This window comes from Inhella crocodyli (assembly GCF_004004565.1).
Taxonomy (GTDB): Bacteria; Pseudomonadota; Gammaproteobacteria; order Burkholderiales; family Burkholderiaceae_C; genus Inhella; species Inhella crocodyli.
Genome location: NZ_SACM01000002.1, coordinates 168,880 through 195,495, shown reverse-complemented (window position 1 = coordinate 195,495; position 26,616 = coordinate 168,880). Strand labels below are relative to the sequence as shown.

Sequence of the window (26,616 nt, the reverse complement as noted above, 5' to 3'; positions counted from 1 at the left end):
GGCGAGCCCGCGACTATAGCACAGGCTTTTCGCCCGGCAAAGTCCAATCCACCGGACGACCGCGTGCGGCCAGCCAGGCACTGGCTTGCTCGAAATGTCCACAGCCCACAAAGGGAACGGGCGGACGGCGCGCCGCCAAGGGCGAGGGGTGGTTGGCCCGCAGCACCAGGTGCCGCCGCGCATCAACGAGTGGCTCTTTGGCCTGCGCGTGCGCCCCCCACAACATGAAGACCTTGGGCGCGGCATCGGCGCTCGCGCGCGCCACCAGCGCATCGGTCAAGGACTCCCAGCCCCATTTGGCATGGGCACCGGCCTGCCCCTCCTCCACCGTCAATACGGTGTTGAGCAGCAGCACGCCCGATCTGGCCCAAGGCAGCAAGCTGCCACTCGTCGGGCGAACGGGCTTGCCGACCGCCTCCTGCAGGATGTTGCGCAGGCTCGGCGGCAGCTTGACGCCCTCAGGCACGGAAAACGCCAAGCCCTCGGCCTGTCCCGCCCCGTGATACGGGTCTTGCCCCAGGATCACCACCCTCACCTCGTCCAGGGGCGTCAATCGCAAGGCGCGCCAAGGGTCCGGGGGAAACACACGGATGCCTGCCGACTCGCGGGCTGCGATGCGGTCGCGCAAGGGCCCAGCCGCGGCCCACCACGGCCCCACGACCTCGTCCCAGCCTGGCGCCAGGCCCGATGGAGGGATCACGACGTGAACAGCGCAGCGAGCGCTACGCCAGGGTCGGGCGCACGCATGAAGGCCTCGCCCACCAAGAACGCATGAACGCCTTCCGACCGCATCCTGCGCACGTCGTCCGCCGCCAAGATTCCCGATTCGGTCACCAACAAGCGATCGGCACCGACCCGGTCGCGCAAGGCCAAGGTGGTGTCCAGGCTGACCTCGAAGGTGCGCAGGTTCCGGTTGTTGATGCCTTGCAAAGGCGTGCGCAATCGCAGCGCGCGGTCCAACTCCGCGGCGTCGTGGCTTTCCACCAGCACGTCCATGCCCAGTGCGGACGCGCAGTCTTCGAGATCGCGCAGTTGCACGTCGTCCAAGCAGGCGACGATCAACAAAATGGCGTCGGCGCCCATGGCGCGCGCTTCGATCACCTGCAACTCGTCGATGACGAAGTCCTTGCGGACGACCGGCAACGCGCAGGCGGCCCGGGCCAATTCGAGGTTGCGCCGACTGCCCTGGAAGAACCGCTCGTCGGTGAGCACGCTCAAACAAGCAGCACCGTGCTGCGCGTAGCTGCGGGCGATGGCGGCGGGGTCGAAGGGGTCGCGCAACACGCCCTTGCTGGGGCTGGCCTTCTTGACCTCGGCGATGACGGCGCTGCGCCCGGCAGCGACCTTCTCTTGCAGTGCGCGCGCGAAACCGCGGGGGGCCGCGGCCTGTTCGGCCTCGCGACGCAGGGCCGCGACTTGCGGACGCAGAAGGGCCAACTCTTCGTGTTTGACCGCAACGATGCGGCGCAGAACGTCATCCATGGGTTGCCGCCACGAAGGCGTCCAGCTTGGCGCGGGCGGCGCCGTTGTCGATGACCTCGCGGGCGCGCTCGATGCCCTCGGCCACCCCTTGCACCACGTTGGCGGCGTACAGCGCCGCCCCGGCGTTGAGCAGCACGATGTCGCGCGCGGTGCCGGCGTCGCCAGCCAGCACCCCACGAACCATCGCCGCGCTCTCGGCGGCATCGGCCACGCGCAGGCGCCGCGTGGCGGCCATCGACAAGCCAAAGTCCTCTGGGTGCAACTCGTACTCGGTGACCTGGCCGTCCTTCAATTCGCCGACCAGGGTGCTGGCCCCCAGGCTGAGCTCATCCAAGCCGTCCTGCCCGTAAACCACAAGGGCGTGCTGCGCCCCCAAGCGTTGCAGCACCCGCACCTGGATGCCAACCAAGTCGGCGTGGAACACGCCCATCAGGATGTTGGGCGCACCGGCCGGGTTCGTGAGCGGCCCCAGGATGTTGAAGACGGTTCGCACGCCCAACTCTTTGCGCACCGGGGCGATGTTTTTCATCGCCGGGTGGTGGTTCGGGGCGAACATGAAGCCCAAGCCCACGCGCTGAAGGCAAGTCGCCACGGCCTCCGGCTGCAAATCAATCCGCGCGCCCAAGGCCTCCAAGACATCGGCGCTGCCGCACTTGCTGCTGACACTGCGATTGCCGTGTTTGGCCACTTGGGCGCCCGCCGCGGCGGCGACGAAGCTGGCGCAGGTGCTGATGTTGAAGCTGTGCGCCCCGTCGCCCCCGGTGCCCACCACGTCCACGAGGTGCGGCCCCGCGGGCACGTTCACCTTGCGGCTGAGTTCCCGCATGACCTGCGCCGCGGCGGCAATCTCGCCGACGGTTTCCTTTTTCACGCGCAGGCCGGTGATGAGGGCTGCCGCCATGACCGGCGACATCTCGCCCGTCATGATCCGGCGCATCAGGTGCAGCATTTCGTCGGGGAAGATTTCCCGGTGTTCGATGACGCGCTGCAGCGCTTCGGTGTCGGTGATGGGCATGGCTCAGGCCTTGAAATAGCTGCGGACGGCGTCGATGGCGCGGTCGATGCCAGTGGCATCCACGTCCAGATGGGTGACAAAACGCAGGCGGTACAGGCCCGTGGCCAGCACGCCATGTGCCTTCAGGTGTTCGATCAGGCCGGCGGCACGCTCGGGCGCGACGTCGGCGAACACGATGTTGGTTTGCGGCGGCTCCACCACCAGGCCGGGCAGCCCCTGCAGGCCATCGGCCAAACGGCGGGCCAGCGCGTGGTCCTCGGCCAGGCGGTGGACGTGGTGGTCCAGCGCGTGCTGCATGGCGGCGGCCAGCAGACCGGCCTGGCGCAGGCCGCCACCGGCCACCTTGCGCCAGCGCCGTGCGCGGGCAATCAGGTCGCGCGAGCCGCAAAGCACCGAGCCCATGGGGGCGCCCAGGCCCTTGGAGAAGCAGACCGACACGCTGTCGAAGGACGCGCAGATGGCGCGGGCGGCCTCGAAGGGGTCACCGCCTTGCGCGACCGCGGCGTTGAACAGGCGGGCGCCGTCGAGGTGGCAGGCCAAGCCGTGCTGTCGGGCCAGCGCCGTGGCTTCTTGCAGGTAGGCCAAGGGCATGACCTTGCCGCCCAGGGTGTTCTCCAGGGCCAGCAGGCGGGTGCGCGCGAAGTGCGGGTCGTCCGGCTTGATGGCCGCGGCGATGTCGGCCAAGGCCAGCGTGCCGTCGGGCTGGTGGGCCAAGGGCTGGGGCTGGATGGAGCCCAGCACCGCGGCGCCACCACCTTCCCAGCGGTAGCAGTGGGCCATCTGGCCCACCAGGTACTCGTCGCCGCGCTGGCAGTGGCCCATCAGGGCGACGAGGTTGCTCTGCGTGCCGGTGGGCATGAGCAGCGCGTCCTCGAAGCCCAGGCGCTCGGCCACCTGGGCCTGCAAGGCGTTCACCGTCGGGTCGTCGCCGAACACGTCGTCGCCCAGGGGCGCGGCCATCATGGCGGCGCGCATGGCGGCCGTGGGGCGCGTGACCGTGTCGGAGCGGAGATCGACCGCCATTTCAGTTCCTCAGGTCGAGGAAGTTCTTGAGCATGGCGTGGCCGTGCTCGCTCAAGATCGACTCGGGGTGGAACTGCACGCCCTCCAGCGGGGCGGCCGTGCCGGCCAGCTCCCGGTGGCGCACGCCCATGATCTCGCCATCGTCCGTGCGGGCGGTGACGAGCAATTCGGGCGGGCAGGTCTCGCGCTCGATGGCCAGCGAGTGGTAACGGATGACGCTGAAGCGCTCGGGCAGGCCGTGGAACACGCCACGCTGGTCGGTGTGGATGGTGCTGGCCTTGCCGTGCATCTGCACCTGGGCGCGCACGATCTTGCCGCCCAAGGCCTGGCCGATGCTTTGGTGGCCCAGGCACACGCCCAAGATGGGCAACTGGCCCTTGTAGGCCTGGATGGCCGGGACGCAGACGCCCGCTTCGTTGGGGGTGCAGGGGCCGGGCGACAGGATGAGGTGCGAGGGCTTCAGCGCCCCGATGCCGGCCACGTCGATCTCGTCGTTGCGCACGACCTTCACCTCGGCGCCCAACTCGCCCAGGTACTGGACGAGGTTGAAGGTGAAGCTGTCGTAGTTGTCGATCATGAGAATCACGATGCCAGCCCTCCTTCGACCAATTCGGCAGCGGCCAGCACGGCGCGCGCCTTGGCCTCGGTTTCTTTCCACTCGAGTTCGGGCACGGAGTCGGCCACCACGCCGGCCGCGGCCTGCACGTGCAGCACGCCGTCCTTGACGATGCCCGTGCGGATGGCAATGGCCAGGTCCATGTCCCCGGCAAAGCTCACGTAGCCGCAAGCCCCGCCGTAAATGCCGCGCTCCACCGGCTCCAGCTCGTCGATGAGCTCCATGGCGCGCACCTTGGGCGCGCCCGTCAAGGTGCCCGCCGGGAAGGTGGCCTTGAGCACGTCCAGCTGGCCGACCTCGGGACGCAGGATGCCCTCGACGTTGCTGACGATGTGCATGACGTGCGAGTAGCGCTCGACGGCAAAGGCCTCGGTGACCTTGACGCTGCCCGTGCGGGCCACGCGGCCGATGTCGTTGCGGGCCAGGTCGATGAGCATCAGGTGCTCGGCGCGCTCCTTGGCGTCGGCCCGCAGTTCGGCTTCCAGTGCCGCGTCGGCCTCGGGCGTGGCGCCGCGCGGGCGCGTGCCGGCCAGGGGGCGGATGGTGATCTTGCGCTGGTTGTCGGGCAGGCGCTCTTCGCGGACCAGGATCTCCGGCGAGGCGCCGACGATCTGGAACTCCCCCATGTCGTAGAAGTACATGTAGGGGCTGGGGTTGAGGGTGCGCAGCGCCCGATAGAGGTTGATGGGCGGGGCGTCGAAGCGCTTGCTCAGTCGCTGGCCGATGACGACCTGCATGCAGTCGCCCGCGGCGATGTAGTCCTTGGCCTTCTCCACGGCCGCGATCAGATCGGCCTTGGCGAAATGGCGCTCCACGGGGTGCGCCGCCATGGGCACCAGGGGCGGCGCGCTGGCCGGGCGCTGTGCCCGGTCGGCCAGCGCGGCCAATCGGGCCTGGGCGGCCTCGTAGGCGCCGGGTTGCGACGGATCGGCCCAGACGATGAAGTGCAGGCGGCTGGCCAGGCTGTCGACGACCACGACTTCTTCGCTCAGCAGCAGCTGGATGTCGGGCGTGCCCAGGCCCCCTGCGGGGCGGGTGGCTTGCAGTTTGGGCTCGATGGCGCGCACGGCTTCGTAGCCGAAATAGCCGGCCAAGCCACCGCAAAAGCGCGGCAGGCCTTGCGGCACCGCGGGCTTCAGGCGCTCCTGGTAGGCGGTGATGGCGTCCAGGGGGTTGCCCTCCCAGCGCTCGACCACGGCGCCGTCGGTCACCAGCTCGGTGACCCTGCCCGTGGCGCGCAGCAGCGTGCGGGCGGGCAGGCCGATGAAGGAGTAGCGGCCGAAGCGCTCGCCGCCGACCACCGACTCGAGCAAAAAGCTGTGGCGCTGGCCGCCGCAGAGCTTGAAGTACAGGGACAGCGGCGTGTCCAGGTCGGCCAGGGCCTGGCGGACCAAGGGAATGCGGTTGTGCCCGGCGGCGGCCAGGCGTTGGAAGTCGTCGTTCGAGATCACGTCAGGGCTTTCAGGATGAAAGTCCGGCCGCCGGACTTGCGCGTCGCAGGCGGCATCGGCACATGCCAAAGGGGAAGCGGGTGAGGGGCGCGCTCAGGCCCGCCAGGGCCAGGCTCCCCGGTCTCCCGACCCGTGCATGTGCGTGCGTGGAATGAACATGCGAGCCAGTTTAGCGGGGCGAATGGGGGCGGATTCACCCGAACTCGCCGAGGCGATTCCTGCGCGCCACAATGGGCCGCGCTGCACCTTGCACCCCCTGGCAAGCCAGCCATCACCAACCGGAGACCCTCGCCATGATCTTGCGCCGTGCCGCACTGACCGTATTGCTGTCCCTCGCCCTGCCGTTCGCCACCCAGGCCCAAACCGTGGACGCCGGCGGCGCCAAGTTCGAAACCTCGGCCGAAGTGGCCGGCCAGAAGCTGGTGCTCAATGGCGCGGGCGTGCGCTACCGCGCGGTGTTCAAGGTGTACGCCGCCGGCCTCTACATCAAGGCCAAGGCCGACACGCCGGACGCCATCATCAAGATGGACGGCGCCAAGCGGGTGCAGATCAAGATGCTCCGCGACGTCGACGGCAAGGACCTGGGCAAAGCCTTCACCGAGGCCATGCAAAAGAACATGACGCCCGAAGACCGTTCCAAGACGATCAACGGCATCTTCAAGTTCGGCCAAATCTTTGCCGACATCAAGCGCGCACCCTCGGGCAGCAACATCCAAGTCGACTGGATCCCGGGCACCGGCTCGCAAGTGTTCTTCGACGGCAAGGCCGCCGGCGAACCGATCAAAGAGCCCGAGTTCTACGCCGCCCTGCTGCGCATTTGGGTGGGCGAGCACCCGGCCGACGACAACCTGAAGGACGCCTGGCTGGGCAAGGGCAAATCGCGCTGAGTGGAGCGCCCAGGACTGAGCGACCCGCGAGGTGCTCGCTCAGTCCGCTGGCCCGCGCCACAGCGCGGGCAATTCGTCCAAACGATCCAAATGGGCCAAGGCGGGCACCTCGTGCACCGCCTCCCCATGGTTGTAGCCGTAGCGCATGAGCACCACGGCGCCACAAGCGGCCGCTTCGGCCGATTCGGCGTCATTGCGGGAGTCGCCCACCATCCAGGTCTGCGCAGGCGCGATGCCCAGGGCCTCGCACGCGCGCAGCAAAGCGTCGGGGTGCGGCTTGGGGCGCAGGCCCGCTTGTTGACCCACCACGACCGCGAAGGCGTCGCGCAGGCCCAGCTGGCGCAGCAGCGCCTCGGCGTTGGCTTGCGGCTTGTTGGTGACACAGGCCAGGGGCATGCCCAAACGCGGGATCGCCTCGCGCACGCCCTCGAACACCTGCGCATGGCGGCCGTTGACCGCGGCGTAATGCGCCGAGTAGGCCGCCCAAGCAGCGTCGAACCGATCCGCCGGCGCGCCAAGCTGGGTCAGCCAGGCTTGCACCAAGCGCTGGCCGCCACGGCCGATGGCCTGGCGCACCCAGGCGGGGTCGGTGGCCCCCAGGCCGAGTTCCCGGCCGGTGGCTTGCAAGGCCGCCACGAAGTCCCCCAGGGTGTCGACCAGGGTGCCGTCGAGGTCGATCAGCAACGCCTTGGGCCGAGTGGGCGGAATGGGCGGAATGGGCCGAAGGGGCGGCACGGGCTGCACGGGCCGGTCAGGCACGGCCCAAGGCGACGACGGCGCGTTCGATGAGGTCCAAGGCCTGCTCGAAGCCGGCCGCGCTGGAGTAATAAGGGTCGGGCACGTCCTGCCCCTGGTGACCGGGCACGTGGTCGAGGAACAGGCGCAGGCGCTGCGGCGGGGCATCGGGCCACAGGGCCTGAAGGGCCTTGAGCACCTCTTGGTCGGCCGCCAGGATCAGCTCCCAGTCGGCCAGGTCGTCGCGCGACACGCGGCGCGACTTCCACTTGGCCGGCACGCTGTACTTGCGGCGTTCCAGCGCGGCGCGGGCCCGCGCGTCCATGGCCTCAGGACGGGACGAGGCCCAGACCCCGGCCGAGCCCACGCGGTTCACGCCCATGGCCGGCGCGCAAGCGCGCAAGACCACCTCGGCCATGGGCGAGCGGCACAGGTTGGCGCGGCAGACGACGAGGATGGAATCGTGCATCCAGCGGCCGTCAAGCAGCAAGCTGCGCGCGCATGGCGTCGATCACCCGGCGGTAGTCGGGCTGGCCAAAGATGGCCGAGCCGGCCACGAAGGTGTCGGCGCCGGCGTCGGCGATGCGGCGGATGTTGTCCACCTTCACGCCCCCGTCGATCTCCAGGCGGATGTCGCGGCCGGTGCGCTCGATCAAGCGGCGCGCTTGCTCCAGCTTGCGCAGCGCGCTGTCGATGAAGCTCTGGCCGCCAAAGCCGGGGTTCACGCTCATGATCAGGATCAGGTCGACCTTGTCGATCACCCAGTCCAGCACGTCCAACGGCGTGCCGGGGTTGAACACCAAGCCCGCTTGCTTGCCCTCGGCCTGGATGAGCTGCAGCGTGCGATCGACGTGCTTGCTGGCCTCGGGGTGGAAGCTCACCACGTCGGCACCGGCCTTGCAAAAGGCCTGGGCCAGGGCATCGACCGGCTCGACCATCAGGTGCACGTCGATCACGGCCGGCGTGCCATCGGGCTTGACGGCGTGCGGGCGCAGGGCCTGGCACACCATGGGGCCGAAGGTCAGGTTGGGGACGTAATGGTTGTCCATCACGTCGAAGTGGATCCAGTCGGCACCGGCGGCGAGCACGTCGCGGCACTCTTGGCCCAGGCGGGCGAAATCGGCCGACAACAGGCTCGGGGCAATGAGGGCAGTCATGGCCCGATTTTAGGAAGGCACGCGGAAGGAGGCCCTGGCCGCCAAGGCCCGCGAGCGGCCGGCGCAGGCGCTGGGGTGGTCGTTGACGACGCCCATGGACTGCAGGAAGGCGTACACGGTCGTTGGGCCCACGAAGCGCCAGCCGCGCGCTTTGAGCGCCTTGGACAGGGCCTGCGAGGCCGGCGACTCGCTGCGCATCACGGGCTCTGCGGCGGGCTTGGTCTCTTCGTGCGACCAGACCAAGGGGCCCAAGCGCTCGCCGCGGGCGTGCATGGCCAGCAGGGCCCGGGCGTTGCCGATGGCCGCCTCGATCTTGCCGCGGTGGCGCACGATGCCGGCGTCGGCCAGCAGGCGCTGCACGTCGGCCTCGGTGAATGCCGCCACGCGCACGGGATCGAACCCGGCAAAGCCCGCGCGAAAGGCCTCGCGCTTGGCCAAGATGGTCCGCCAGGACAGCCCCGCCTGAAAGCCCTCCAGGCAGAGTTTTTCGAACAGGCGCGTCTCGTCACCCACCGGGAAGCCCCATTCTTCGTCGTGGTACCGGCGGTAGGCCGGAAAATCAGGCGCCTCGCACCACGCGCAGCGGCGCACACTGTCGTCGCCTTCCACCGTCTTCAACATCACCGCCTCCATGCCCCAAGCCGAGTTCACCTGCCGCGTCGAGGTCAAGCCCTTGCCCGAGCAAACCGCCCCGGACGAGGGCCGCTGGGCTTACAGCTACAGCGTGACCATCGAAAACACGGGCAGTGTGCCCGCGCAATTGGTCGCGCGGCGCTGGACCATCGTCGACACCGCAGGCGCCGAGCAAGAGGTGCGGGGCCTGGGGGTCGTCGGCCACCAGCCCTACTTGCAGCCGGGGCAATCGTTCCAATACAGCAGTTGGGCCAGCATCGCCACGCCCCAGGGCACGATGAAGGGGCAGTACCTCTGCGTCAGTGAATCGGCCGAGGTGTTTTGGGCCGAGGTGCCCGAGTTCTTGCTGAGCGACAGCGGTCAGCTTCACTGAGCCGGCGGGTCCCCGTCGTCGCGGCGTTCGCCGCCTTTGCGGCCAGAGAACATCGTCCACCAGATGATGAACACGAAGATGAGCAGCGCCCCCAGCGCCTCGAGCAGCAACAACCACATGCCGCCATTGCAGCACGGCAAGCCGAAGGGGCGCCGTGGCAAGGGTTTGGCGCTGGCGACGTTCGCGGCCCTGCTGGGCGCCTGCAGCACGCCGCCGCCCAACCCGCCGACGCCCCCGGCTCCGCGCCCCGCGACGCTCACGCCCCTCCCGCCCGCCGCACCGCCCGAGGCCGTGGCCCCCACCGGCCCCGCGCACCAGCGCGGGCCGGCTCGCTGGGTGCCCCTGCCCTGGACCGCCCTGCCCGGCTGGGGCCAAGACGAAGTCCACACCCTCTGGCCCGTGCTGCGCCAAAACTGCAGCCGTCCCGCCGAAGCCTGGAAGGCCTGGTGCCAGCAACTGCAGGCCCAACCCGAACCCTCCGACCCGCTGCAAGCCCACGGCTGGCTCATGCAAACGCTGCAACCCTTCCGGGTGGAGGCGTTGGACGGCCGCGATGAGGGCCTGGCCACGGGCTACTTCGAGCCCGAGTTGCGCGCGCGCCGTCAGCCCGACGAACGCTTCAAGGTGCCGCTGTGGGCGCCGCCTCGCGACCCCGCCTTGGCCAGCGCCCCGCGCGCCACGCTGCAATCGCCGGCCACGCAAGCACGCCTCCAGGCCGTGGTCTACCTGGAAGACCCGGTGGACGCGGTGCTGTTGCAGATCCAAGGCTCGGGTCGCGTGCGCATCACCGAACCCGATGGCCGCGAACAGCAGCGCCGCGTGGCCTACGCCGGCCACAACCAGCACCCCTTCCAAAGCCTGGGCCGCTGGCTGATCGACCAAGGCCAGCTCCGCGAAGGCAGCGCCAACTGGCCGGCCATCAAGGCCTGGACGATCCAGAACCCCGAACGGCAAGAGGAGCTCTTGGCCGCCAACCCGCGCGTCGTCTTTTTCCGCGAAGAAGCCCTGCTCGACCCCAAGGTCGGCCCCCGCGGCGCCCAGGGCCTGCCGCTCACCCCGGGGCGCAGCGTGGCCGTGGACCCGCGCGCCGTGCCCTACGGCACCCCGCTGTGGCTGGACAGCACCGAGCCCCTCAGCACCACGCCCCTGCGCCGCTTGGTGTTGGCGCAAGACACCGGCAGCGCCATCGTCGGGGCCGTGCGGGCCGACCTGTTTTTCGGCTGGGGCGAACCCGCCCTGGCCCAGGCCGGTCGCATGAAGCAGCCGATGCGCTGGTGGGCGCTGTGGCCGCGCGGGGCGGCCCTGCCCTCCTGACTCACAGCGGCGCCAGGCCCTCCCCCCGCAAGCCCACCAGCAGCGCCCGCCCGTCGGGCGTGACACGGAACTCGCCGAAGCGGGCGCGCTGCCAGCGCTCGGCCTCGCCCTCGCGGAAGAACCAGGCGTCGCTCACCAAGATCCAGCGTCCGTCTTTGGGGCTGAGTTCCACCCGGCGCTCGTCGGCCGCCAGCGGGCGGCCGTCGTCGGGTCGCACGAAAGTGGCCACGCCCTGGGCGTCGCGACGCAGCACCACCCGCGGGCGGGCGGCGCCCCACGCGGCCTGGGGCGGACGGGCGTCCGTCGGCACGTTGAAGTTCAGCCGCATGTAGTCGCCCTGCATCAGGGAACGCGGGTCGACCGGCGCCAGGGCCACGAACAGCGGCTCGCCTTGGGCGATCAAGCGCTCCTTCTGAACGATGCCGCCGTTGGCCACGGCCAGGGTGAGGCCCAGCGCCGCCAGGGCCGCCCAAGGCCGGCCCCCCCGGGCCGCCGCCGCTGCCGGTGCGGCCCGCCGTCCCAAGGCCAGCAGGCCGATCGCCAGGCCCAAGCCCACCAGCCCCAGCGCCTTGTGGGCCAGCGGCCAGGCGAGTTGGTAATAAAAAGCGCCGAGCACCCACAGCGCCGCCAGGCCTGCCACCGTGGCCAGGCGCCACCGCTGCTGGCGGGCGCACACGGCCGCCGCCAGGGCGATGGGCCCCAAGGCGGGCAGCACCAGGGCCATGGACGCCAGGAGCGCGGCCAAGGCGCCCCAGCGCAGGGTGCGCACGGCCGGCCAGGCCCTCGCCAGCCAGGCAGCCCCCAGTCCGGCCGTGGCCGCACTGCCGATCGCCAGCACCGGCGCCCCCCAGCCCGAGCCGCCCGCCTGCAACCCGGTCAAGCCCACGAGCAAAAACGGGCTGCCGCTGTGCAGGGCCAAGATCCCCAGGACGGCCAGCAACCAACCGGCGCCCGTTGCCTCCCAGGCCGCCGCCCAGCGCGGGGCCCAGGGCGCGCGACCCAGGCCCACCCACACCGCGAGCAAGCCCGTGGCCACCGCCCACTGCGGCACGGCCAGCGCCCGCCAAGCGCCCGACCAGGGCGCGGTGCTGGCCCACAGACAAGCGACCGCCCCCGCGCCCAGCAAGGCGCGCAGCCAAGGTCTCGGCAGCGCCCAGGCCACCCCCAGGGCCAGGGCGCTCAAGGCCAGCCAGGCGGGCGCATCGGGCAGGCTCTCGTGCAGGCGCCAGCCCACGCACAGCAGGCCGACCAACAAGATCGGCACGGCCAATTGCTCCACGAACAGGGGCACAGCGCGGTCGCGAAGCAGCAACACCGCCGCCACGATCAAGGCCGCGCCCACCAGCAGCAGGCCCGCCCCGTCGCGCACCAACGGACCCAGCAAGCCGCCAATGACGGCCACGAGCGGCACGGCAGCAAACCAAGCGCCCACCGCGGTGAGCAGCTGCACCGGCCAGGGCCGCTGCTCGGTGGCCGGCCAGCGGGCCCCGGGCGGCAGCAGGCCCTGGGCTTGCGCGCGATGCAGCAAGTCGGCGGCGCTCATGCAGCACCCCCATCGCGGTGGCGGCGCATCAAGAGGCTCACCGTGCCCGCCAGCAGACCCGCGGCCACCAGCCCGAACAAGAAGGCCTGGCCCAGCCAGTCGCGTCCGTTGCCGTCGAACAGCCAGCGGCCAAAGCCCGCCAGGGCCCACACGTTCAGCGCCATGGCGGTGGACGAGAGCATCACCAAATCGCCTTGGCGCCACAGGGCCGCCGCCGCGGCCAGCAGCAGCAGGCCCAGCCAGAAGAACTGCGCCGCCCAGTCGGTGCTGAACACAGCCATCAGGGCCCAACCGGTGATCACCCCCACGCCCCACACGCCCTGCGCGCGCCAGGCCCACAGGCCGGCACCGTGCCAGCGCTGGGCCCAGGGGGACAAGGCGGTGGCCAGGCCCACCAAGGCCAAGGCGCCCCACAGTTGCGGCGTCGCGGAGTCGGCGTCCGATGCCCAGCGGTGACCGCTGTGCGCCTGCACCCACAGCACCACGGCCAGCGTGGCCACCAGGGTCCATGGCGCCCAAACGGCGTCGTGCCGCACGGCCAGCCCCAGGGGCACGGCCAGGGCGGCCCACAGCGTGAACAGTTGCCAGGGGTCGGCCCCCGTTTGGTAGGTTTGGCCGAAGTAGGCGAACAGGGCGCCCTGCCCCAGCAAAGCCAGCAGGCCCAGGGCGGGCCGCAGCCGGGGCAAGGCCCAGGTGCCCAGCAGGCTGGTGGCCACCAGGGCTTGGAGCAGCCCGAACTTCGTCACGCGCCCCCAATCGGCCCAATTGGCGGCGATCCACATCACCACGCCCAGGCCCACCAGCAAGGCCCCCACCGCCAGCACCGCCGGCAGCAGGCGCTCCGGCAAGCGGGGCGGCGGGGTGTCGTCCACCAAAGCCAGCAGCGCGCGGGTGCGCCGGGGGTCGAGGCCGTGTTCCACGGCGAGGGCATGAAGCCCAGGGCGCCAGTCGGTCATGGGGATGGGGGTAAGGTGCGGGGCCCCGATCCTAGGCAGCCGGCCCGCCATCGCGCCAGCCGCCAGCCCAAAGTCGCGCCAGACGGCACCTGGCGGCGCAAGGCACCGCACCCCCACGGAGATTTCGATGCGTTTCTTGGCTTGTTCTCTGCTTGCATGGGCCGCCCAGGCCGCGGCCCAAAGCCCCACGCCCGCGCCCGTGCCGCCCCCGCCGGCCGACCCCGTGCTGACCCCGCTGCTGCAGGCCGTCGACCCCGCGCTGCTGCGCCGCCACATCGACACCCTGGCCGCCTTCGGCACGCGGCACACGGCCTCGGAGACCGCGAGCGAGACGCGCGGCATCGGCGCGGCGCGGCGTTGGATCGAGCGCGAATGGCGCACCTGCGCGAAGGGCACGCCACTGCAAATCAGCACCCGCAGCCACACCGAGCCCGTGGGCCGTCGCATCGCCGCGCCCACCGAAATCGTCAACGTGTTGGCCACCCTGCCCGGCCGCGACCCCAAGCGCTTCATCGTCGTCAGCGGCCACTACGACAGCCGCAACGCCGACGTGATGGACGCCCAAGGCGACGCCCCCGGCGCCAACGACGACGCCTCAGGCACCGCCGCTGTGATGGCCATGGCCTGCACGATGGCGCGCTCGTCCCGCCCCCCCGAGGCCACGCTGGTGTTCGCCGCCGTCGCAGGCGAAGAACAAGGCCTGTTGGGCGCCGCCCAGTTGGCCAAGGAGCTGGACATCGACGGCCAAAGCGTCGAGGCCATGGTCACCAACGACATCGTGGGCAGCCCACGCGGCGCCAAGGGCGAGCACGCGCCGATGCGCATCCGCCTGTTCGCCGACGGCCTGGACCCGCTGCTGCGCCTGATGCTGCGCGGCGCGCAGGCGGAGGCTTCGCCGCGCTTGAAGGCCCAACAGGCCCTGGCCGCGGCCGGCGGTGCCGACGACCTGCCCGCCGCGCAGTTGGGCCGCCACATGGCCCGCGCCGCCGAGGCCTACGTGCCCGGCACCCAGATCGACCTGATCCAGCGCCGCGACCGCACCCTGCGCGGCGGCGACCACCTGCCCTTCCTCGAACGCGGCCTGGCCGCCGTGCGCTTCACCGAACCCTTCGAGAACTACGCCAACCAGCACCAGAACGTGCGCCTGGAGAACGGCCAACTCGCCGGCGACCTGCCCGCGTTCGTGGACGTGGACTACCTCGCCCGCGTGACCCGCGCCAACCTCGCCGGCCTGGCCACCCTGGCCTGGGCCCCACCGCCGCCCGCGCAGGTGCAGGTCGACGCCAGCGAACTCAGCAACGACACCCGCCTGACCTGGGCGCCCAGCCCCGGCGCCAGCGGCTACCGCGTGCTGTGGCGCCGCAGCGAATCGGCCCGCTGGGAGTGGGCCCGCGACCTACCCGCCAGCGCCCGCGAGGCGGTGATCGCCGGCGTGTCGCGCGACGACGTGGTGTTTGGCGTGCAGGCGCTGGGGGCCGGTGGGCACAGCAGCCTGGCGGTGTACGCGCCGCCGGTGGCGCCGGCGCGCTGAAGGGGCGAGGACACGGGCCGACTCGTGCGGCCCTGCCGGAACGCCCAAGCGAGCGCCGGCGTCTTCGCGTGGGCTGTCAATGCACGCTGCCCTTGGATGCCTGTTGGCGACGGGCATCATTCGCGCACCTCGCGCTGCGGCGGCTTTCCAGCACTTGTCACAACGTGCCGCTTCTGCCCATCATTCGAAGCCGTATGGTCACCCAGTTCAACGTGAGCTTTTCTCCAATGAAACAAAAGCTTGGACGCCTTTTTGGCTGCCGATCCAGGGCGCAGCGCGCCTGCCAAAGCGGCGGTGTGTGTCGCCCGAGAACACGTTAAGCCGCGCATGGAACAGCTATGCATTCGGGATTGCGCCTTACTTATCGGCTACAGCCCGGAAGGCGCATGTGTGTATTCGAATCAAATGCCGCTCGGCGACTATTGGGACGGCGAACATGTTTGGGACTCCGCGGATGGAATTTCGAAGCTTCGGCTCCAACGTGTTCGCGGGTATCTATTTGATTCCGATGGGGCTCTCATGCAAGAGTTCGAGAGCTTTTTCAATCTCGCAACCGGAATATTCGAGTCAGGCTGGTCAAGGCATTCGGATGGCACATATCAAGAGCATGCGGCTTAACCCCTTGCTGCAGCGGACGGCCAAGTCGCCCGCTGAGCGCGAACGTTAGGGCGCTCGCATGCCGACGACGAAGCGAATCACTGTCTATGTAGATCATGTCGACTCTTCTGCGGACTTCGATTGGATGCGCGAGTGGCTTGCCAAGTGGGGTGAGGCTGCACGAGTCGAGAGTTACTCAACCGGAGGATGGGAGCACATTTGGGATATCGAGGCGACTGTTGAAGCGGCCGAGGAAATCCCAGAGGACTGGCTCTGCGCTAGCGACTGGGCAACGCATGAAACATTTGGCAAGCCCTAACCAATCATTGCAGCCGACCTGCTTCAGCTATGCAGGCTGGTCGGCTGAATTCAAACGGTAGGCGCATCACGAGCCATGCCCGCCGAATTCAAGCGCGAGAAGAACTGGAAGCACCTCTACATGAGGTCCGTCAAGCTCGCGCGTGCCAAGCAACTCGGGCTGGAGTACCCCAGGGTCACCGAAGCGCAGTTGACGCAGGAGCCTGAAGAATTGCCAAGCCCAGCCCCAACGAATGTCTTGTTCGTGTGCAGTCGCAATCAATGGCGAAGCCCCACGGCAGAGCAGGTTTGGCGGAAGCACCCAGCCCTGTGCGTTCGCTCAGCGGGCACCAGCCCGAACGCCAAGCACCCCGTCTCCGTCGCTGACTTGGCCTGGGCCCAAGTCATCTTCGTCATGGAAGAGAAGCACAAGTCTCGGTTGCTGGCGGCCTACAGGCGGCTGCTGGACAACAAGCCGATCCACGTCCTCGACATCCCGGACGAGTACCGGTTCATGGACCCCGAGTTGGTGGAACTGGTTCGCGAGTCGGTCGGCGCCATTCTTGGCCTAGAGTAGCGGTCACGAGGCGGTTTCGTCCCGCCCAGCGGGGCCAAGCTCCGCCGCAGATCGACCGGTCGCCAGGGAGCGGGCGCCCAGGCGACGCTGACTCAGGGCCCAGACCGCGTCGCTGGCCCTGACGCCGGATCCCGCAGCAACGCACCGAGCAGCAAGCGCGCCCCCGCCACGTTCGTGGCGCAGGGCACGTTGTGCACGTCGCAAGCGCGCACCAAGGCGTTGATGTCGGGCTCGTGCGGCTGGGGCGTCATCGGGTCGCGCAGGAACACCACGGCGTCGACGCCGCCTTCGGCCAGGCGCGCGCCGATTTGCAGGTCGCCCCCCAGCGGCCCGCTCAGGTAGCGGTGCAAGGTCAATCCCACCTCGGCCTGCAAGCGGCCGCCGGTGGTGCCGGTGGCCATCAGCACGCAGGGGCGCAGGCGGTCGGCAAACTCCTTGGCCAAGGCCACCATGGCGTCTTTGCAGCGGTCGTGGGCGATGAGGGCGATGCGCAGGGAGTCGGTCATTCGAGGACGGGGCTGACGCGCACCTGCAACTCGCGGGTGCGCTGGGGGCGGGCAGCGCTGCTGCGCAACTCGCCGCGGTTGGCGGGCAGCGCGGCAGCGCCTTCGTTGTGGAGGGCCACGGTCGTCCAACGACCCAGCGGCACACGCAGGGTGGTGGCCAGGCGTTCGCCGGGGTCGCCGTCGCCCTCGGTGGACCAGCGGAGTTGCAGCAGCACGGGGCCGCTTGGCTTGGGCCAGCGGGTTTGGACGTCGAGGCGCCAGCGGCGCTCTTGACCCTGGCGCAAGGGCGCGGGCACTTGAACGGGCACGCCGGCCACTTGGGGCCAGGCCCAGGTCACGGGCAACTCGGCGGTCTCGCGGCCCAAGGACCAGCTCAGCGCCTCCCCGGCCAGCACGCGCATCGCGGGGCCCAGGGGCTCGACGCCGTCGCCTGCGGCCTGCGTGCCCAAGGTGGTGCCGCCGCGGGGTTGGCCCGCGCTGCTCAGGCCAGCAGCCGCAGGGGTGCTGAGCACCACCCAGCGCAACTCGACGAGCAGCATCACCGGCTCGGCGGCGTGAACGGGCAGGCCCTGCGCCAAGCAGGCCACGCAGGCGGCGTGGAGGGCAAGGCGCCGCCTCACAAGGTCACCACCCGGTTGCGTCCCTCGGCCTTGGCCTGGTAGAGCGCGCGGTCGGCGCGCTCGAGCAGGTGGGCCAAGGCGTCACCGGGTCGCCACGCCGTGAGGCCGGCCGAAAACGCATAGGGCAGCGTGTCGCCACCGTCCAGGGCCAAGGGCTGCGCCGCCACGGCGGTGCGCAGGCGCTCCAACGCCAGCTCGGCGGCCATCAAATCGCTGGCCTGCAGGATGAGCAGGAACTCTTCGCCGCCCCAACGGGCCAGGGTGTCGGTGTTGCGCAGCGTGGCCAGGCCCACCTTGGCGAACGCACAAAGCACGGCGTCGCCCACGGCGTGGCCGTGGCGGTCGTTGACCCGCTTGAAGTGGTCCAGATCCACGATGGCCACGCACAGCGGCGGGTGGGGCTGCCGGCGCTGGCGCTGCACGGCCTGGAGCAGCACCTCGTCGGCAAAGCGTCGGTTGAACAGCCCGGTCAGGGCGTCGCGGTGCGCCAGGGCCTCGATGCGGGCCAAGGCCTCGTTGAGCTGCTCGCGCTGCGCCGTCAGCCGCGCGCGGATGCGCGACAGGCGGCCGGCCAGCAGGCCCACGGCCATGAACATCACGAATGCAGCGAACAGGTGCGCCAGGTCCAGGGTGGGGTCCACCGGGGGCGGGGCCAAAGCCAGGTGCAAGCCCACGGCCGCGGCCAGCACCAACCAGCCCAAGAGGGCCACGCCCAGCACCGTGCGCACCCGCAGCTTGAACATGCCGAAGCACACCACCACCAGCATGGCACCGGGCAGCAGGCCCCGAACGGGCCCCAAGAACAGGTACGACACGCCGGCGAAGACCAGGGAGGCCACGACCTGGTGCTGGGTCATGGAGGGATCGCGCAGGCGCTCCGACCAGCCGGAGCGAAGGGCGACGTAAAACGCCACGTAGGTGGCCACGGTGACCGCGGCCCAGCTCCACAGCGGCACGGCGGGGACCTCGGTCCAGGTGCCGATGCTGATGACGAACACGACGTGAGCGCCCATCAGCACCGAGGCCAACAAGAACTGGCCCACCCGCAAGCGCTGGGCGGCGGCAGCGCTTCGCCCAGCCGCAGGGGCGGGAGCGACGGTGGACGTTGACGCGTCGGGCATGCGGCAGGCGAATGGGCAAGCGGTGCTGCGCGCAGCCTACCTTCGAAACGCGGCGAAACGCCTCCGGCTCATGCCAACACGGTGCGGTCGCGGCCAGCGGCCTTGGCTTCGTACAGCGCGCGGTCGGCGCGGTCCAACCAGCGCGCGGCGGTGTCACCGGCCTGCCAGGGGGTGAGTCCGGCAGAAAAGGTGAAGCGCAAGATTTCGTCGCCCGCGGACACGGCGAGTTCGGCCACGGTGGCTCGCAAACGGGCCAAGGCGGACTCGGCGGCCAGGGGGTCGCTGCCTTCCAGCAAAAGCAAGAACTCTTCGCCGCCCCAGCGGGCCACGAGGTCGGTGTCGCGCAGGGCCGATTCGGCCGCCCGCGCGAAGGCCACCAGCACGGCATCGCCCACGGCGTGGCCGTGGCGGTCGTTCACCCGCTTGAAGTGGTCCAGGTCGACCAAGGCCAGCGCTGCCGGCCGCCCCCCGCGGCGCTGGCGGCGCAGGGTCTGGTCCAAGACCGCCTCGGCGTGACGGCGATTGGCCAAGCCCGTCAGGGCGTCCCGCGTGGCCAGGTGCTCGATGCGCACCAAGGCCTCGCTCAACTCGCTGCGCTGCTGCTCCAACCGGTGGCGCAACACCGAAATGCGCGCGGCGAACCAAGCAATGGACGGCATGGCGATGCACAGCGCCATGAACTGCCCGAGGGCCAAATCCCCAGGCACTTGGCGCGGCCAGCCCAGCACAGCCACGGCCATGCCCGTTCCCAGCACGCCCAAGGCCCACAGCGCCAAACCAGTGAACTGCCGGCCGCGCAGCGCGAACACGCCGAAGGTCAGCAAGGCCACGGCCAGGGGCAGCACCAACGAGCCATAAACCCCCATCAGGGGATAGGCAATGGCCATGGACAAGGTGCCGTACTGAATGTGGGCTTGGCTGAGGCTGGGATCCTCCAAGCGCTCGGACCAGCCCGAACGGATCAACAGGTGCAACAGCACCAAGCCGCCGAACGCCGCGCCAGCGGCCGCCAACAGCCAGGGCCACGGCGTGCCGGCTTGGCGGCCGACCCACAAGAAAACGAGCTGGCAGACGGCCGACGCCGCCACCACCACCGCCGATTGGGCGATGGCAGCACGGCGGTCGTCCGGCGTCGAAGCGGCAGCGTCGGTCATGGGCGCCTTGAGGGTACATGCGCCGCCCAAGGGATGGGAATCCGTCAAGCCAAAGACCGGCCCGCCGGTGCCAAATGTTGCAGGGGCAAGGCCCCGGCGGCCTTGACCTCGCCCAGGCTGAAGCTGGTGTGCACGTCGCCCACGTTGGGCAGCACCAAGAGGGTGTCCAGCGTGAAACGGCTGAACGCGTCGAGGTCGGTGGCCACCACCTGCAATTCGAAGGTGCCGGCGCCGCTGATGTAGTGGCAGCTGATGACCTCGGGCAGCGCGCGCAATGACGCCTCCAGTTGGCGCGTGGCGGCGGCGTTGTTGCGGTCGGCGTCCACGCGCACGAAGGCCAGCACGCCCAGGCCGATGCGGCGGCGGTCGATCTCGGCGCGGTAGCCGGTGATGTAGCCCTGCTCCTCCAGCCAGCGCACGCGCCGCCAGGTGGGCGCCGCGGTCAGGCCGATGCGGGCGGCCAGCTCGGCGTTGGTCAGCCGCGCGTCGTGCTGCAGCGCGGCCAGGATGGCGATGTCATAGCGGTCGAGTGCGCTGCCGCTGCGCTCGGCCTCGGGGGCCTCTTCGGCCTTGGACAGGTGCGCCACGGCGGCGCGAGGGTCTTTCGCCCGAGCGGGCTTCTTGGCGGTCATGGTGGCGTTTTGTGCACAGCAACAGCAACAGGATTGCTCAATCTTCGGTTTTTGGCGCAAACATCGCAAGCACTTCGCCGCACGAAGTTCCTACACTGCCGGGTTGCCTGCGCTGGCCCCACAAGGGCTTGCCCGCAGGCCGTTGCCGCGCCCATCAGCGCACACTCAACCGACCCCCAGGCCAGGAGCCTTGCCGATGAACGCCCCCCTGCCCGAGCACATCCGCCGCGCGCTGGACACCGTCACGCTGGACGACAAGTACCAACTCGACCGTGGCCGCGCCTTCATGAGCGGCATCCAGGCCCTGGTGCGCCTGCCGATGCTGCAACGCGCCCGCGACGCGATGCATGGCCTGAACACCGCCGGCTTCATCAGCGGCTACCGCGGCTCGCCCTTGGGCGGCTACGACCAGGCCCTGTGGGCCGCGCGCAAGCACCTGGAGAAGAACCACGTCGTCTTCAAGCCGGGCGTGAACGAAGAGCTGGGCGCCACCGCCGTGTGGGGCACGCAGCAGCTCGACCTGTACCCCGACAAGAAGAAGTACGACGGCGTCTTCGGCATTTGGTACGGCAAGGGCCCGGGCGTGGACCGCTGCATCGACGTGTTCAAGCACGCCAACATGGCCGGCACCGCCAAGCATGGCGGCGTGATCGCCATCGCCGGCGACGACCACATCGCCAAGAGCAGCACGGCCGCGCACCAGAGCGACCACGTCTTCAAGGCCGTGGGCTTCCCAGTCTTCTTCCCGACCACGGTGCAAGACATCCTGGACATGGGCCAGCACGCCTTCGCCATGAGCCGCTACAGCGGCCTGTGGAGCGGCATGAAGACGATCCAGGAGATCGTCGAGAGCGGCGCCACGGTGGACGTGAGCCCCGACCGCGTCAACATCGTGCTGCCCACCGACTTCGAGATGCCCCCGGGCGGCGTGCACATCCGCTGGCCCGACCCGCCGTTGGACCAAGAAGCCCGCATGATGGACTTCAAGTGGTACGCGGCGCTGGCCTACGTGCGCGCCAACAAGCTGAACCACAACGTCATCGAGGGCCCGAACGACCGCTTCGGCCTGATCGCCAGCGGCAAGGCCTACAACGACACTGTCCAGGCCCTGCACGACCTCGGCCTGGACACCGACACCTGCCGCCGCCTGGGCATCCGCCTGCACAAGGTCAACGTGGTGTGGCCGCTGGAAGCCACGATCACCCGCGACTTCGCCACCGGCCTGCAAGAGATCCTGGTCGTCGAAGAAAAGCGCCAGGTCATCGAGTACCAACTGAAAGAAGAGCTTTACAACTGGCGCCCCGACGTCCGTCCCAACGTGATGGGCAAGTTCGAGGAGTCGGAGGGCGACATGAGCGGCGGGGAGTGGAACCGCCCGAACCCCAGCGACCGCTGGCTGCTGCGCGCCCAGGCCGACCTGACCCCGGCCATCATCGCCCGCGCCATCACCAAGCGCCTCAAGAAGCTGGGCGTGGACGCCGACGTCATGGCCCGCCTCGACGCCCGCATGGCCGTCATCGAGGCCAAGGACCGCGCGCTGACGGATGAACTGAGCGTGGCCGGTGGTGCCGACCGCGTGCCTTGGTTCTGCAGCGGCTGCCCGCACAACACCAGCACGCGCGTCCCCGAAGGCTCCCGCGCCGTGGCCGGCATCGGCTGCCATTACATGGTCAGCTGGATGCCCGGGCGCAACACCAGCACCTTCACGCAGATGGGCGGCGAAGGCGTGCCCTGGGTGGGCCAACAGCCCTTCACCACCGAAAAGCACATCTTCACCAACCTGGGCGACGGCACCTACTTCCACAGCGGCATCTTGGCCATCCGCCAGAGCATCGCCGCCGGGGTGAACATCACCTACAAGATCCTCTACAACGACGCGGTCGCCATGACCGGCGGCCAAACCGTGGGCGAACGCCCCGAGGGCCACTCGGTGATGCAGATCATGCAGTCGGTGCTCAGCGAAGGCGTGGCCAAGCTGGTCATCGTGACCGACCAGCCGGAGAAGTACACCGGCGTGGTGCTGGCCCCCGGCGTGACGGTGCACCACCGCGACGAACTCGACGCCATCCAGCGCGAGTTCCGCGAGATCCCCGGCGTCACCGCCATCATTTACGACCAGACCTGCGCCACCGAGAAGCGCCGCCGCCGCAAGCGCGGCAAGCTGGCCGAGCCCGACAAGCGGGTCGTCATCAACGAGTTGGTGTGCGAAGGCTGTGGCGACTGCGGCGTGCAGAGCAACTGCCTGTCGATCGAGCCGCTGGAGACCGACTTCGGCCGCAAGCGCCAAATCAACCAGAACAGCTGCAACAAGGACTTCTCCTGCGTCAAAGGCTTCTGCCCCAGCTTCGTCACCGTCGAGGGCGGCCAGATGAAGAAGGCCAAGGCCAAGAAGGTCTCGCCCTTTGACGCCGCCGCGCTCGGCGAACTGCCCCACCCCACCCTGCCGATGTGCGACGCCGCCTGGGGCATCGTGGTGGCCGGCGTGGGCGGCACGGGCGTGATCACCATCGGCCAACTGCTGGGCATGGCCGCGCACCTGGAAGGCAAGGGCGTCGTCACGCAAGACGCCGCCGGCTTGGCGCAAAAGGGCGGCAGCACCTGGAGCCACATCCAGATCGCCAACACCCAAGACGCCATCCACTGCACCAAGGTGGGCACGGCCGAGGCCGACCTCGTCATCGCCTGCGACGCCATCGTGGCCGCCAACAAGGCCACGCTGCAGGTCATGCGCCCGGGCCGCACCTACGTGGCCCTGAACACGCACAGCAGCCCCACCGCCACCTTCGTGCTGAACGCCGACTGGCAGCACCCCGGCGCCGCCTGCGAAACCGCGCTGGAACAGGCCGTGGGCGCGGAGCTGCTGGGCAAGTTCGACGCCGAAGAGGTGGCCGTGAAGTTGCTGGGCGACAGCATCTACACCAACCCGCTGATGATGGGCTACGCCTGGCAGCAAGGCCGCATCCCGCTGAGCTACGCGGCCCTGATGCGCGCCATCGAGCTCAACGGCGTGCAGATCGACAACAACAAGGCCGCCTTCGAGTGGGGCCGCCGCTGCGCCGTCGATGCTGCCAAGGTGCGCGCGCTGTTCGCCGCGCAATCGGTCATCAACTTCGTCAAGCGTCCCGGCGTGGACGAGATCGTGGCCAAGCGCGTCGAGTTCCTGACCGGCTACCAAAACGCCGCCTACGCCGGCGAGTACAAGGCCTTCGTCGAGCGCGTGCGCGCCGCAGAAGCGAAGCTGGGCCAAGGCACCGCCCTGACCGAGGCCGTGGCCAAGTACCTGTTCAAGCTGATGGCCTACAAGGACGAGTACGAGGTGGCACGCCTGCACACCGACCGCGCCTTCACCGACAAGGTGGCCGCGCAGTTCGAAGGCGACTACAAGCTGGTGCACCACCTGGCCCCGCCGCTGCTGGCCAAGAAGAACGCCAAGGGCGAGTTGGTCAAGCAGCCCATGGGCCGCTGGATCCGCCCGGCCTTCCACGTGCTGGCCAAGCTCAAGGGCCTGCGCGGCACGGCCTTGGACGTCTTCGGCCACACGGCCGAGCGCAAGATGGAGCGCGCGCTCATCCAGCAGTACCGCACCACCGTCGAAGCGATCCTGGCCCGCTTGAGCGCCGAGCGCCTGCCCCAGGCCCTGGAACTGGCCCGCCTGCCGGAGGACATCCGTGGCTTCGGCCACGTGAAAGAGCGCCACGCCCACGCGGTGCAAACCAAGTGGCAGCAACTGCTGGCGCAGTGGAACGCCTGATGCCCTGAGGGTTCAAGCCACCCGCCCCCACGCAACACGCCCGCCGGCCCTGCCGCGCGGGCGTGTTGCTTTTGGAGACGCCCCCCTGGGTTGAAGGCCCTCAAATTGGAAAGGGCATTCCTACACTCCCCGGCTTTCCAAGAACCAGGGAGTCTCCATGTCCATCCTCCGTCCCCTGCGCGCGCTGGCGCTGCTGCTGGCCGCCGCCGCCACCCAGGCCCAAAGCCCGGCCCCCGAAGCCGAACCGCCCAAGGCCCTGACGGAGGCCCTGGCGGCGGCCGTCACCGGACCTGGCGAGGTCAAGCTCGACAACCAAGCCACCTTGAAGGTGCCCGCGGGCCGGCGCTTCGTGCCGCAACCGCACGCCGGCAACCTGCTGCGCCTCATGGGCAACCCCGGCGAGCACCGCGACGTGCGCGGCCTGGTGCTGCCCGAGACGCGCGAGGGCTGGTTCGCCTTGATCAGCTGGGAAGGCGGTGGCTACATCAAGGACGACGACGCCAAAGACTGGAACGCCGACGACCTGCTGAAGAGCTACCGCGAAGGCACCGAGGCGGCCAACGAGGAACGCATCAAGCTCGGCGGCGCGGCGATGGAAATCGTCGGCTGGGCCGAGAAGCCCGCCTACGACGCCAGCACCCACCGCCTGGTGTGGGCCATGGCCAGCAAGGACAAGGGCGCCCCGGCCACCGCCGAGCAAGGCGTCAACTACAACACCTTCGCCCTGGGCCGCGAGGGCTACCTGAGCCTGAACCTGGTCACCGACCTCAAGGACCTGCCGCAGCACAAGGCCGTGGCCCAAGAGCTGCTGGGCGCCATCGCCTTTGTGGACGGCAAGCGCTACGCCGATTTCGACAGCCGCACCGACAAGGTGGCCGAATACGGTCTGGCGGCGCTCGTGCTGGGCGTGGGCGCCAAGAAGCTGGGGCTGTTCGCCGTCATCGCCGGCTTCCTGGCCAAGTTCGCCAAGGTCTTCCTGATCGGCGGCATCGCCCTGGTGGGCGGCATCGGCAAGCTGCTGGGCCGCAACAAGAACACCGCATGATCAAGCTGCTGGCCCTGCTGTTTTCGGGCGCCAAGTTCGGCAAGCTGCTGGCCAGCGGCGGCAGCATGCTGCTGTCGCTGGTCGTGTACGCCTGGATCTTCGGCTGGCGCTACGCCGCGGGCTTCATCGCGCTGCTCTTCGTCCACGAGATGGGGCACTACATCGCCGCGCGCCAAAAGGGCCTGCCCGTGGGCTTGCCGACCTTCTTGCCCTTCGTCGGGGCCTGGGTCGAGTTGAAGAAGATGCCGCACAAGGCCGAGGACGAGGCCTACATCGGCATGGGCGGCCCGCTGCTGGGCACGGTGGCCGCGACCCTGTGCTACCTCTGGGCACGAGGCACCCCGGACCTGCGTTGGCTGTTGGCCGTGGCCTACAGCGGCTTCTTCCTGAACCTGTTCAACCTCATCCCCTTGCCGGCGCTGGACGGCGGGCGCATCACCAGCGTGCTGAGTCCCAAGATTTGGTGGCTGGGCCTGCCGCTGCTGGGCGCGGTGTTCATCGCCAACCCCAGCCCCATGCTGCTGGTGCTGGCCGTGATCGCCGGCCCCCAGGCCTGGCAAGCCTGGAAGCACCGCGCCGACCCAGCGCAAGCGGCCTACTACGCCACCGCCCCCAGCAAGCGCTGGGAGTGGGCCACGTACTACCTGCTGCTCGCGGCGTACCTGGCGGTCATGACGCACGACGTCCACGAGATGCTGGCGCCCGCACGCTGACGGCCCAGGCCTCGTTCGTTGTGGGGATGGCGGCCCCCTTGCCCAGGGCGCGCACGCTGCCTACAGTCAAAACATGCAACGTCGCGCCCTGTGCTTGGCCTCTGCCGCGCTGATCCCGGGCGTGCTGCCGGCGGAGCCCCGGGCCAAGCCCCTGCTGGTGCTGCGCACCGCCAGCCAAGCGGCCCTGCCGCTGAAGTTCGACCGGCTCAATCGCTCGCGGCCTGGCATTTGCATCGAAATCATCGAGCGCTTGGAGGCCAACGACCTCCAACTGCGTTTCCGCGGCCTGGAGCGGGACCTGCCCCTCAAGCGCGTCGTGCAAGCGCTCAGCACCGAGGAGATCGACGTCTTCTTCTCGCTGATCCCCACCGACGAGCGGCGCCGGCTGGTGGACTTCCTCGAAGGCCCGCCGCTGTACGTCAGCCGCCACCAGGTCGCCGTTCGGGCCGACGACCCGGTGCAGGTGAATTCGCTGGACGACCTGCGCGCGCTGGGCCCGGACGGCCTGGTGCTCACGACCCACGGCACGGCGTACTCGGAGTACCTGGGCCAACAAACCGGCATCGCGCTCTACCCACAGGCCCTGAACAACGACCAAAACCTGCGCATGCTGCTGCTGGGCCGGGGCCGGTTTTTCTACCACGCGGGCTCCTCGCTGCGCGAGCACATCGAGCGCAACGGCCTGGGGGCGCAACTGCGCATCTTGCCCGCCGTGTTCAAGGTGGACGAACAGCGGGTGGCCTGCTCGCGCGCCCTGCCGGTGGCGGCCCGCTCCCGCCTGGTGCTGGGGCTGCAAAGCCTCGCCGCCAGCGGCGAGTTGCAGCGCCTGCGCGAGCGCTACGGCGTGGCCTGACTGACGTTCGGCACGCCGGCGGGCCTCGGGTAGG

27 protein-coding genes are annotated in these 26,616 nt (G+C 69.7%); 9 read left to right on the top strand and 18 right to left on the bottom strand.

Annotated elements, in window-relative coordinates:
* Nucleotides 1-13 precede the first annotated feature (13 nt).
* From EOD73_RS08825 to trpE, 6 genes are read right to left on the bottom strand one after another with little or no spacing between them, the layout of a single operon-like run.
* Nucleotides 14-700, bottom strand: coding sequence for a uracil-DNA glycosylase (locus EOD73_RS08825; protein ID WP_127682632.1), 687 nt, complete (start codon nt 698-700; stop codon nt 14-16).
* Nucleotides 697-1,482 (bottom strand): indole-3-glycerol phosphate synthase TrpC, encoded by a 786-nt coding sequence (gene trpC / locus EOD73_RS08820; RefSeq protein WP_127682631.1) that lies wholly within the window; start codon nt 1,480-1,482, stop codon nt 697-699. The genes EOD73_RS08825 and trpC overlap by 4 nt, the downstream gene beginning before the upstream one ends.
* Entirely contained in the window at nt 1,475-2,497 is a 1,023-nt protein-coding gene (gene trpD / locus EOD73_RS08815; RefSeq protein WP_127682630.1) for an anthranilate phosphoribosyltransferase, read from the bottom strand. The genes trpC and trpD overlap by 8 nt, the downstream gene beginning before the upstream one ends.
* Before the next feature lie 3 nt (nt 2,498-2,500).
* Nucleotides 2,501-3,520: a low-specificity L-threonine aldolase gene (gene ltaE, locus EOD73_RS08810; RefSeq protein WP_127682629.1), complete on the bottom strand. Its 1,020-nt coding sequence runs from the start codon at nt 3,518-3,520 to the stop codon at nt 2,501-2,503.
* A 1-nt stretch (nt 3,521) separates the two neighbouring features.
* Entirely contained in the window at nt 3,522-4,097 is a 576-nt protein-coding gene (locus tag EOD73_RS08805; RefSeq protein WP_164846010.1) for an anthranilate synthase component II, read from the bottom strand.
* A gap of 5 nt (nt 4,098-4,102) precedes the next feature.
* The gene (gene trpE, locus EOD73_RS08800) at nt 4,103-5,587 is read right to left on the bottom strand and encodes an anthranilate synthase component I (RefSeq protein ID WP_127682627.1); all 1,485 of its coding nucleotides are present in this window, start codon (nt 5,585-5,587) and stop codon (nt 4,103-4,105) included.
* 293 nt (nt 5,588-5,880) lie between these two features.
* On the opposite strand from trpE, the gene EOD73_RS08795 reads away from it, so the two are divergent.
* Nucleotides 5,881-6,474 (top strand): chalcone isomerase family protein, encoded by a 594-nt coding sequence (locus EOD73_RS08795; protein WP_127682626.1) that lies wholly within the window; start codon nt 5,881-5,883, stop codon nt 6,472-6,474.
* 39 nt (nt 6,475-6,513) lie between these two features.
* On the opposite strand, the gene EOD73_RS08790 is transcribed toward EOD73_RS08795, so the two are convergent.
* The 4 genes from EOD73_RS08790 to EOD73_RS08775 form a co-directional block, all read right to left on the bottom strand.
* Entirely contained in the window at nt 6,514-7,158 is a 645-nt protein-coding gene (locus EOD73_RS08790) for an HAD-IA family hydrolase (protein WP_240660654.1), read from the bottom strand.
* Between the two features lie 67 nt (nt 7,159-7,225).
* A complete protein-coding gene (locus tag EOD73_RS08785; RefSeq protein ID WP_127682625.1) occupies nt 7,226-7,678 on the bottom strand; it encodes an arsenate reductase/protein-tyrosine-phosphatase family protein in 453 nt (150 codons plus the stop codon).
* Nucleotides 7,679-7,688: 10 nt separating this feature from the next.
* Entirely contained in the window at nt 7,689-8,366 is a 678-nt protein-coding gene (rpe, locus tag EOD73_RS08780) for a ribulose-phosphate 3-epimerase (RefSeq protein WP_127682624.1), read from the bottom strand.
* Nucleotides 8,367-8,375: 9 nt separating this feature from the next.
* Nucleotides 8,376-8,987 carry a DNA-3-methyladenine glycosylase I gene (locus tag EOD73_RS08775; protein ID WP_127682623.1) on the bottom strand — a complete coding sequence of 204 codons (612 nt, stop codon included), beginning with the start codon at nt 8,985-8,987 and terminating at the stop codon, nt 8,376-8,378.
* A 10-nt stretch (nt 8,988-8,997) separates the two neighbouring features.
* On the opposite strand from EOD73_RS08775, the gene apaG reads away from it, so the two are divergent.
* Nucleotides 8,998-9,372 (top strand): Co2+/Mg2+ efflux facilitator ApaG/CorD, encoded by a 375-nt coding sequence (apaG, locus tag EOD73_RS08770; protein ID WP_127682622.1) that lies wholly within the window; start codon nt 8,998-9,000, stop codon nt 9,370-9,372.
* Here apaG and EOD73_RS17895 read toward each other — a convergent pair.
* The gene (locus EOD73_RS17895; RefSeq protein WP_259370326.1) at nt 9,366-9,491 is read right to left on the bottom strand and encodes a hypothetical protein; all 126 of its coding nucleotides are present in this window, start codon (nt 9,489-9,491) and stop codon (nt 9,366-9,368) included. The two genes, apaG and EOD73_RS17895, sit on opposite strands and share 7 nt — an antisense overlap.
* On the opposite strand from EOD73_RS17895, the gene mltA reads away from it, so the two are divergent.
* On the top strand, nt 9,490-10,686 hold the full coding sequence (gene mltA, locus EOD73_RS08765) for a murein transglycosylase A (RefSeq protein WP_240660653.1): 1,197 nt from the start codon (nt 9,490-9,492) through the stop codon (nt 10,684-10,686). The genes EOD73_RS17895 and mltA overlap by 2 nt on opposite strands.
* Before the next feature lies 1 nt (nt 10,687).
* Here the strand turns inward: mltA and EOD73_RS08760 are convergent, their stop codons facing one another.
* Together EOD73_RS08760 and EOD73_RS08755 are read right to left on the bottom strand one after the other, a co-directional pair.
* Entirely contained in the window at nt 10,688-12,229 is a 1,542-nt protein-coding gene (locus EOD73_RS08760; protein WP_164846009.1) for a GDYXXLXY domain-containing protein, read from the bottom strand.
* Entirely contained in the window at nt 12,226-13,185 is a 960-nt protein-coding gene (locus EOD73_RS08755; RefSeq protein WP_164846008.1) for a DUF2157 domain-containing protein, read from the bottom strand. The genes EOD73_RS08760 and EOD73_RS08755 overlap by 4 nt, the downstream gene beginning before the upstream one ends.
* A 127-nt stretch (nt 13,186-13,312) precedes the next feature.
* On the opposite strand from EOD73_RS08755, the gene EOD73_RS08750 reads away from it, so the two are divergent.
* On the top strand, nt 13,313-14,716 hold the full coding sequence (locus tag EOD73_RS08750; RefSeq protein ID WP_240660652.1) for a M28 family metallopeptidase: 1,404 nt from the start codon (nt 13,313-13,315) through the stop codon (nt 14,714-14,716).
* A 991-nt stretch (nt 14,717-15,707) separates the two neighbouring features.
* Nucleotides 15,708-16,187 carry a low molecular weight protein tyrosine phosphatase family protein gene (locus EOD73_RS08740; RefSeq protein ID WP_375137436.1) on the top strand — a complete coding sequence of 160 codons (480 nt, stop codon included), beginning with the start codon at nt 15,708-15,710 and terminating at the stop codon, nt 16,185-16,187.
* A gap of 92 nt (nt 16,188-16,279) precedes the next feature.
* Here EOD73_RS08740 and EOD73_RS08735 read toward each other — a convergent pair whose 3' ends face one another.
* The 5 genes from EOD73_RS08735 to EOD73_RS08715 form a co-directional block, all read right to left on the bottom strand.
* The gene (locus EOD73_RS08735) at nt 16,280-16,693 is read right to left on the bottom strand and encodes a methylglyoxal synthase (protein WP_127682616.1); all 414 of its coding nucleotides are present in this window, start codon (nt 16,691-16,693) and stop codon (nt 16,280-16,282) included.
* On the bottom strand, nt 16,690-17,313 hold the full coding sequence (locus EOD73_RS08730; protein WP_127682615.1) for a hypothetical protein: 624 nt from the start codon (nt 17,311-17,313) through the stop codon (nt 16,690-16,692). The genes EOD73_RS08735 and EOD73_RS08730 overlap by 4 nt, the downstream gene beginning before the upstream one ends.
* Nucleotides 17,310-18,434 (bottom strand): GGDEF domain-containing protein, encoded by a 1,125-nt coding sequence (locus EOD73_RS08725; RefSeq protein WP_127682614.1) that lies wholly within the window; start codon nt 18,432-18,434, stop codon nt 17,310-17,312. Before EOD73_RS08725 ends, EOD73_RS08730 begins: the two co-directional genes overlap by 4 nt.
* Before the next feature lie 68 nt (nt 18,435-18,502).
* Nucleotides 18,503-19,588 (bottom strand): GGDEF domain-containing protein, encoded by a 1,086-nt coding sequence (locus tag EOD73_RS08720; RefSeq protein ID WP_127682613.1) that lies wholly within the window; start codon nt 19,586-19,588, stop codon nt 18,503-18,505.
* Between the two features lie 44 nt (nt 19,589-19,632).
* Nucleotides 19,633-20,220, bottom strand: coding sequence for an Lrp/AsnC family transcriptional regulator (locus EOD73_RS08715; protein ID WP_127682612.1), 588 nt, complete (start codon nt 20,218-20,220; stop codon nt 19,633-19,635).
* A gap of 196 nt (nt 20,221-20,416) precedes the next feature.
* Here EOD73_RS08715 and EOD73_RS08710 point away from each other — a divergent pair, with 196 nt between their 5' ends.
* From EOD73_RS08710 to EOD73_RS08695, 4 genes are all read left to right on the top strand, one after another.
* On the top strand, nt 20,417-23,971 hold the full coding sequence (locus tag EOD73_RS08710) for an indolepyruvate ferredoxin oxidoreductase family protein (protein ID WP_127682611.1): 3,555 nt from the start codon (nt 20,417-20,419) through the stop codon (nt 23,969-23,971).
* A gap of 157 nt (nt 23,972-24,128) precedes the next feature.
* Nucleotides 24,129-25,016 (top strand): DUF2167 domain-containing protein, encoded by an 888-nt coding sequence (locus EOD73_RS08705; RefSeq protein ID WP_127682610.1) that lies wholly within the window; start codon nt 24,129-24,131, stop codon nt 25,014-25,016.
* Nucleotides 25,013-25,729: a site-2 protease family protein gene (locus tag EOD73_RS08700; RefSeq protein WP_127682609.1), complete on the top strand. Its 717-nt coding sequence runs from the start codon at nt 25,013-25,015 to the stop codon at nt 25,727-25,729. Before EOD73_RS08705 ends, EOD73_RS08700 begins: the two co-directional genes overlap by 4 nt.
* A 73-nt stretch (nt 25,730-25,802) precedes the next feature.
* Nucleotides 25,803-26,582: a substrate-binding periplasmic protein gene (locus tag EOD73_RS08695; protein WP_127682608.1), complete on the top strand. Its 780-nt coding sequence runs from the start codon at nt 25,803-25,805 to the stop codon at nt 26,580-26,582.
* Nucleotides 26,583-26,616: the final 34 nt, after the last annotated feature.